The sequence below is a fragment of the Sphaerisporangium melleum genome (genome assembly GCF_014646695.1).
GTDB classification, from domain to species: Bacteria; Actinomycetota; Actinomycetes; order Streptosporangiales; family Streptosporangiaceae; genus Sphaerisporangium; species Sphaerisporangium melleum.
This window is the reverse complement of record NZ_BMNT01000085.1, coordinates 1-7,105: the sequence shown is the minus strand read 5'-3', so window position 1 is coordinate 7,105 and position 7,105 is coordinate 1. Positions and strand designations below refer to the sequence as shown.

General features: G+C 74.6%; 2 protein-coding genes. Both read left to right on the top strand.

The window, feature by feature from the left end:
- A partial coding sequence (locus IEY93_RS36915) for a phosphopantetheine-binding protein (RefSeq protein WP_229691786.1) occupies positions 1–752 on the top strand: 752 nt, incomplete at its 5' end.
- A gap of 30 nt (positions 753–782) precedes the next feature.
- On the top strand, positions 783–7,105 hold a 6,323-nt coding region (locus IEY93_RS39635), incomplete at its 3' end, for a type I polyketide synthase (RefSeq protein WP_189167811.1).

The window sequence follows — 7,105 nt, the reverse complement described above, 5'->3', positions numbered from 1 at the left end:
CGCTGGCGTGGGGTCTGTGGGAGACCGGTGGGATGACCGCCGATCTGACCGAGGCGGACCTGCGACGCATGGAACGCCTCGGCCTTCGCCCGCTGACCGTCACCGAAGGGCTCGCGGCCTTCGACGCCGGCGTGCGCTCCGAGCGGCCCACGCTGGTGGCCGCCCGGTTCGTCCAGACCAGGGCCGTCACCGGCCGCGCCTCGCTCCGGCGGACCGGCGCCTCGTCCGGACTGGCCGAGCGGCTGGCCGGGCTGGAGCCGGCCGGGCGGCTGTCCCTGCTGTCGGACCTGGTGCGCGGCGAGGCGGCGGCCGTACTGGGCTTCCCGGACGCCTCCGCGATCGACCCGCAACGCCCGTTCCAGGACCTCGGCTTCGACTCGCTCACCGCCGTCGAATTCCGCAACCGGCTCGGCACGGCCACCGGACTGCGCCTGCCCGCCACCCTCGTCTTCGACTACCCCACCTCGCTCGAACTGGTCGAGCACCTGGTGACCCACTTCGACGGGACCGGGGGCGAGGACGAGGAGGCGGGCGTCCTGCGGCTGTTCGGCGAACTGGACCGGATCGAGACCGCGGTCGCCGGGCTCGACGACGACAGCACGGCACGCAACCGGCTCGTCGCCCGCCTCAAGGAGGTCCTGGCCGGCCTCGCGCCCTCCGGTGCGGAGGCGTCCGGGGTGGCCGGCCAGATCGACGCGGCCACCGACGACGAGATGTTCGCCTTCATCGACAACGAACTTGAACTCTCCTGAATCTGCGCCTGGTGAGAAGGGCTACGTTCCATGGCAAACGAAGACAAGCTCCGTGACTACCTCAAGCGGGTCACAGCCGATCTTCATCTGGCTCGCCGGCAGCTGAGAGAGATCGAGGGCCGGGAGCGGGAGCCGATCGCGATCGTCGGGATGAGCTGCCGCTACCCGGGAGGCGTCACCTCGCCGGAGGATCTGTGGCGGCTGGTCGCCGGGGACGGCGACGCCATCTCCGAGTTCCCCGCGGACCGCGGCTGGCCCGATGACCTGTATCACCCGGACCCGGACAATCCGGGGACGACCACGGCCCGGCAGGGCGGTTTCCTGTACGACGCGGCCGACTTCGACGCGGGCTTCTTCGCCATCTCCCCGCGCGAGGCGTTCGGCACCGACCCGCAGCAGCGGCTGTTCCTGGAGACCTGCTGGGAGACCTTCGAGCGGGCGGGCATCGACCCGGCCTCGGTGCGCGGCAGCCGTACGGGCGTCTACGCGGGCGCCATGTACCACGACTACTTCCGCGCCGAGGCCCTCGGCAGCGTCATCTCCGGCCGCGTCGCCTACGCGCTGGACCTGGAAGGCCCGGCGGTCTCGGTGGACACCGCCTGCTCGTCGTCGCTGGTGGCCATGCATCTGGCCGTCCACGCGCTGCGCCGCGGCGAGTGCTCGCTGGCACTGGCCGGCGGCGTGACCGTGATGGCCACCCCGCACACCTTCATCGAGTTCTCCCAGCAGCGCGGCCTCGCCTCCGACGGCCGGTGCAAGTCGTTCGCCACGGCCGCCAACGGCACCGGCTGGGGGGAGGGCGTCGGCGTGCTGCTGCTCGAACGGCTGTCGGACGCCCAGCGCAACGGGCACAGGGTGCTCGCCGTGATCCGCGGCAGCGCGGTCAACCAGGACGGCGCGAGCAACGGTCTGTCCGCGCCGAACGGTCCCTCGCAGGTCCGGGTGATCCGGCAGGCGCTCGCCGACGCCGGCCTGTCCCCGTCCCAGGTGGACGCGGTGGAAGGTCACGGCACCGGGACGACGCTGGGCGATCCGATCGAGGCGCAGGCGCTCATCACCGCCTACGGCCAGGACCGGGAGGCCGGCCATCCGCTGTGGCTCGGCTCGCTGAAGTCCAACATCGGCCACACCCAGGCCGCCGCCGGCGTCGGTGGGGTCATCAAGATGGTCATGGCCATGCGCAACGGCGTCCTGCCCAGGACCCTGCACGTGGACGAGCCGAGCTCGCACGTGGACTGGTCGGCGGGCGCGGTGGAACTGCTGACCGAGGCCCGGTCCTGGGAACGCGCCGAGGCTCCGCGCCGGGCCGCGGTCTCGGCCTTCGGGTTCAGCGGCACCAACGCCCACATGATCCTGGAGGAGGCGCCCGCCGGGCCCGCGGTCGCGGACGGCGACGCCGAACCCGACGGACTGCGCGTGCCGCTGGTGCCCTGGGTGGTGTCCGCCAGGGACGCCCAGGCGCTCGCGGCCCAGGCGGACCGGCTCGCGACGTGGGCGGCCGAGCACCTGACCGCGCCCGATGCCACCATGTCTCCGCTCGGCGGCCCGTCGCCGGTGGACGCGGGCGTGGCGGCCCGGTCCGCGGCGCGCACGGGCTGGTCGCCGGCGGACGTGGGCTGGTCGCTGGCCACCACCCGCGCGGTCCTCGACCATCGCGCGGTGGTCGTCGGCGCGGACGGGGAGGAGTTGCTCGCCGGCCTGCGGGCCCTGGCCGAGGGACGGACCGTGCCGGGGACCGTCACCGGCACCGGTACCGGCGGCAAGATCGCCCTGCTGTTCGCGGGGCAGGGCAGCCAGCGGGTCGGCATGGGCGCCGGCCTCGCCGCGGCGTTCCCGGTGTTCTCCGACGCGCTGGACGACGTCTGCAAGGTGCTGGACCCGCTGGTCGAACGCCCGGTGCGCGATGTCATGTTCACCGGACCGGCCGGCGCGCTGGACGCCACCGGCATGACCCAGCCCGCGCTGTTCGCCTTCGAGGTCGCCCTCTACCGGCTGCTGACCTCGCTCGGCGTCACCCCCGACGTCCTGGTGGGCCACTCGGTCGGCGAGATCGCCGCCGCGCACGTCGCCGGAGTGCTCTCGCTGGCCGACGCCTGCACGCTGGTCGCGGCCCGGTCGTGGCTGATGCAGTCTCTGCCGGAGGGCGGCGCCATGCTGGCCGTCGCCGCCGGTGAGGAGACGGTGCTCCCTCTGCTGGCCGGGCGGGAGGACCGCGCGGGCCTCGCGGCGGTCAACGCCCCGGACGCGGTCGTGGTCTCCGGCACCGCCGAGGTGATCGAGGACATCGCCCGCGCGCTCGCCGAGCGACACGTCCGCACCCGGCGTCTGCGGGTCTCGCACGCCTTCCACTCGCCGCTCATCGACCCGATGCTGGGCGAGTTCCGGAAGGTCGCGGCGTCCCTCACCTACCACGAGCCGAACATCCCCCTCATCTCCGACGTCACCGGACGGCTCGCCGAGCCCGGGCGGCTCACCACCCCCGACTACTGGGTCGAGCACGCACGCGGGGCGGTCCGCTTCGCCGATGCCGTCACCACGGCCCGCGAGGGCGCCGACGCCACGGTGTTCGTCGAGGTGGGCCCGGACGGCACTCTCACCGGCCTGGCCCGGCAGATCCTCGACGGCGACGACGCCGTGCTGTTCGCGCCCACCGCCCGCAAGGACCGCGACGAGGCCCGCGCCTTCCTGGAAGCCGTCGCCCACCTGCACAACCGCGGCGTCGCCATCGACTGGGACGCCTACTACGCCGACGCCTGCCCCCGGCGGGCCGACCTGCCCACCTACGCCTTCCAGCACAAGCGCTACTGGTTCATGCCCGGCCAGGCGCCGTCCGGGTCGCCGGGCGAGGCCATGGGGGCCGCGGACGCCGACCCCGAGTTCTGGACCGCCGTGGAACGCGAGGACGTCACCGCCCTCGCCGCCACGCTCGGTGTCGAGGACGGCTCGCCGCTGGCCGCCGTCCTGCCGATGCTTTCCTCCTGGCGGCGCCGCAGGCGTGACCAGGACACGCTGGACTCCTGGCGCTACCGCGTCACCTGGACGCCCATCCCGGTGTCCGACGCCCGGCCCCCGGAGCTGTCCGGCACCTGGTGGATCGCCGTCCCGGCGGCGCAGGCCGCGGGCGAGACGGCGCGCCGCGTCGCGCAGGCCCTCGAAGGGCACGGTGCCCGGACGCGCCTGCTGACGGTCCCCGGCGCCTCGGGTACGCAATCGCAGCACGCGGCGCCGCGGGCTGAGCTGGCCACGGTGCTTCGGGACGAGCTCACCGCGCTCCCGGCGGGCGAGACCGCGCCCGCCGGCGTGCTGTCCCTGTGCCACGACCTCGCCGCCATGGTGCTGCTGGCCCAGGCGGCGGAGGACGCCGGTGTGGACGCGCCGCTGTGGATCACGACCGACGGCGCCGAGAGCGTCAGCCGGGTGGACGCCGTCCGTGACCCCGCCCAGGCCGCGATCGCCGGTGCCGCGCGGGTCCTCGGCCTGGAGCGCCCCGGCCGCTGGGGCGGCCTGGTCGACCTGCCCGAGAACCTCGACCCGCGCGCACTGACCCGGCTCGCGACGGTGCTGGCCGGCCTCGGCGACGAGGACCAGCTCGCGATCCGCGCCTCCGGCGTGTTCGCCCGGCGGCTCACTCCTGCCCCCCGGCAGACCCCCGCTTCCGGGGCCCCCTCCGGCCGGTGGCGGCCGCGCGGGACCGTACTGATCACCGGCGGCACCGGAGGTCTCGGCGCCCATGTGGCCCGATGGCTGGCCCGGGGCGGCGCCGAGCACCTGGTGCTCACCAGCAGGCGCGGCCCGGACGCCCCCGGGGCCGCCGACCTCGTCGCCGAGCTGGAGGCGCTCGGCTCCCGGGTGACGGTCGCCGCGTGCGACGTGGGCGACCGCGCCGCACTCGCCGAGCTGGTCGGTGACCTCGAGGTCGCCGGCGCCGAGAACGGTGCGACCGGTGCGGGCATCCGCTCGGTGTTCCACACCGCGGGCGTCCCGCACATCCGCGAGCTGAGCGGCCTCGACCCGGCCGAGCTGGCCGACGCCACCCGGGCGAAGATCGACGGCGCGGCCAACCTGGACGCGCTGTTCCCGGGGACGCTCGACGCCTTCGTGCTGTTCGCCTCCGGCGCCGGGGTCTGGGGCGGCGCGTCCAACGGCGCGTACGCCGCGGGGAACGCCTACCTGGACGCGCTCGCCGCGCACCGCCGCGCCCGCGGCCTCGCCGCGACGTCGGTCGCCTGGGGTTTCTGGGACGCGGCGGGCGGCGGGATGACCACCCTGCTCGGCGAGGACCACGCCCGCCGGTCCGGAGTCGGTTTCATGGCCCCCGAGACGGCCGTCGAAGGTCTGTGGCAGGCGCTGGACGACGACGAGACCACCCTCGTCATCGCCGACATCGACTGGTCGCGGTTCGCCCCGCTGTTCGCCGCCGCCCGGCGGCGTCCCCTGCTCGACGGTGTGCCCGCGGCCGTGGCCGCGCTCAGCGCCGGTACGGACGGCGCGAGCGCGTCCGCCGGAGCGGGCGACGACGGGGAGTCGTCCGGGCTCCGCTCCCGCCTGCGCGCGGCCGACCCCGAGGACCGGGCGCGCCTGCTGGTGGCGGCGGTCCGCGAGCAGGTGGCGGCCGTCCTCGGCTTCGCCGACCCGGCCGAGGTGGACGCCGAGCGGGCCTTCCGCGACCTCGGCTTCGACTCGGTCACCGCGGTCGAACTGCGGGGCAGGCTCAACACCGTCCTCGGCGTGCGGCTCCCGGCGACCGTGGTCTTCGACTATCCCAACGTCAAGGTGCTGGCCGACCTGGTCGGCACCGAGATCCTCGGCGTGCCGGCACGTACCGAGATCGCGGAGCCGGGCCGTGCCGTGGCCGAGGACGACCCGATCGTGATCGTGGGCATGAGCTGCCGGGCTCCCGGCGGGGTGACCGACCCCGAAGGCCTCTGGCGGCTGGTCGCCGACGGCGTGGACGCGATCACCACGATGCCGGACAACCGGGGATGGGACGTCGACGGCATCTACGACCCCGACCCGGCCGCGCCGCTCGCCTCCTACGTCCGCGAGGGCGGCTTCGTCCACGACGCGGGCGAGTTCGACCCGGCGTTCTTCGGGATCTCGCCGCGTGAGGCGCTGGCCATGGACCCGCAGCAGCGGCTGCTGCTGGAGGCGTCCTGGGAGGCGATCGAGCACGGCCGCATCGCCCCCGCCTCGCTGCGCGGCAGCCGTACCGGCGTGTTCGTGGGCGCGGCCTACGAGGAGTACGGGCGCAACTCCGACCAGATCCCCCTCGAATCGGTGGGACACCTGGTCACCGGCACGCTGAGCAGCATCCTGTCCGGCCGCGTCGCCTACGTCCTCGGACTGGAGGGCCCCGCGGTGACCGTGGACACCGCGTGCTCGTCCTCGCTGGTCGCGCTGCACCTCGCCGTCCAGGCACTGCGCAACGGAGACTGCGACCTTGCGCTGGCCGGCGGCGTCACCGTGATGTGCAGCCCGGTCGGGTTCATCGGCTTCAGCCTGCAGGGCGCGCTCGCCCGCGACGGGCGGTGCAAGCCCTTCGCCGGCGCGGCGGACGGGTTCGGCCTGTCCGAGGGCGTCGGCGTGCTGCTGGTGGAGCGGCTGTCGGACGCCCGCCGGAACGGGCATCCGGTGCTGGCGGTGGTGCGTGGGTCGGCGATCAACCAGGACGGCGCGAGCAATGGTCTGACCGCGCCGAACGGGCCCTCGCAGCAGCGGGTGATCCGGCAGGCGCTCGCGGGCGCCGGGTTGTCCGCCGCCGAGGTGGACGCGGTGGAGGCGCACGGTACGGGTACGACGCTGGGTGACCCGATCGAGGCGCAGGCCATCATCGCCACCTACGGCCAGGACCGGGACTCCGACCGGCCGCTTTGGCTCGGGTCGATCAAGTCCAACATCGGCCACACACAGTCCGCGGCCGGCGTGTCCGGCGTGATCAAGATGGTGATGGCGCTGCGCAACGGCGTGCTGCCCAAGACCCTGCACGTGGACGAGCCGTCCCCGCACGTGGACTGGTCGGCGGGCTCGGTACGACTGCTCACCGAGCCGGTCTCGTGGGAGCGGAACGGGCACCCGCGCCGGGCCGCCGTCTCGTCCTTCGGCATCAGCGGCACGAACGCCCACGTGATCCTGGAGGAGCCGCCGGCCGGAGAGCCGCTGGAAGTGCCCGCCGAGCCCGGTGCCGTCACCGGAGGTCCGGTGCTGGAGGAGTTCCCGCTGGAGTCTTCGGCCGGGGGGCCGGCGAGTGACGGAGCTGCGGCTGAGTCTGTGGCCGGATCCGGTGTGGTGCCGTGGGTGGTTTCCGCGCGGTCGGGTGTGGGGTTGGCGGGTCAGGCGGGTCGGTTGGCGGGTTG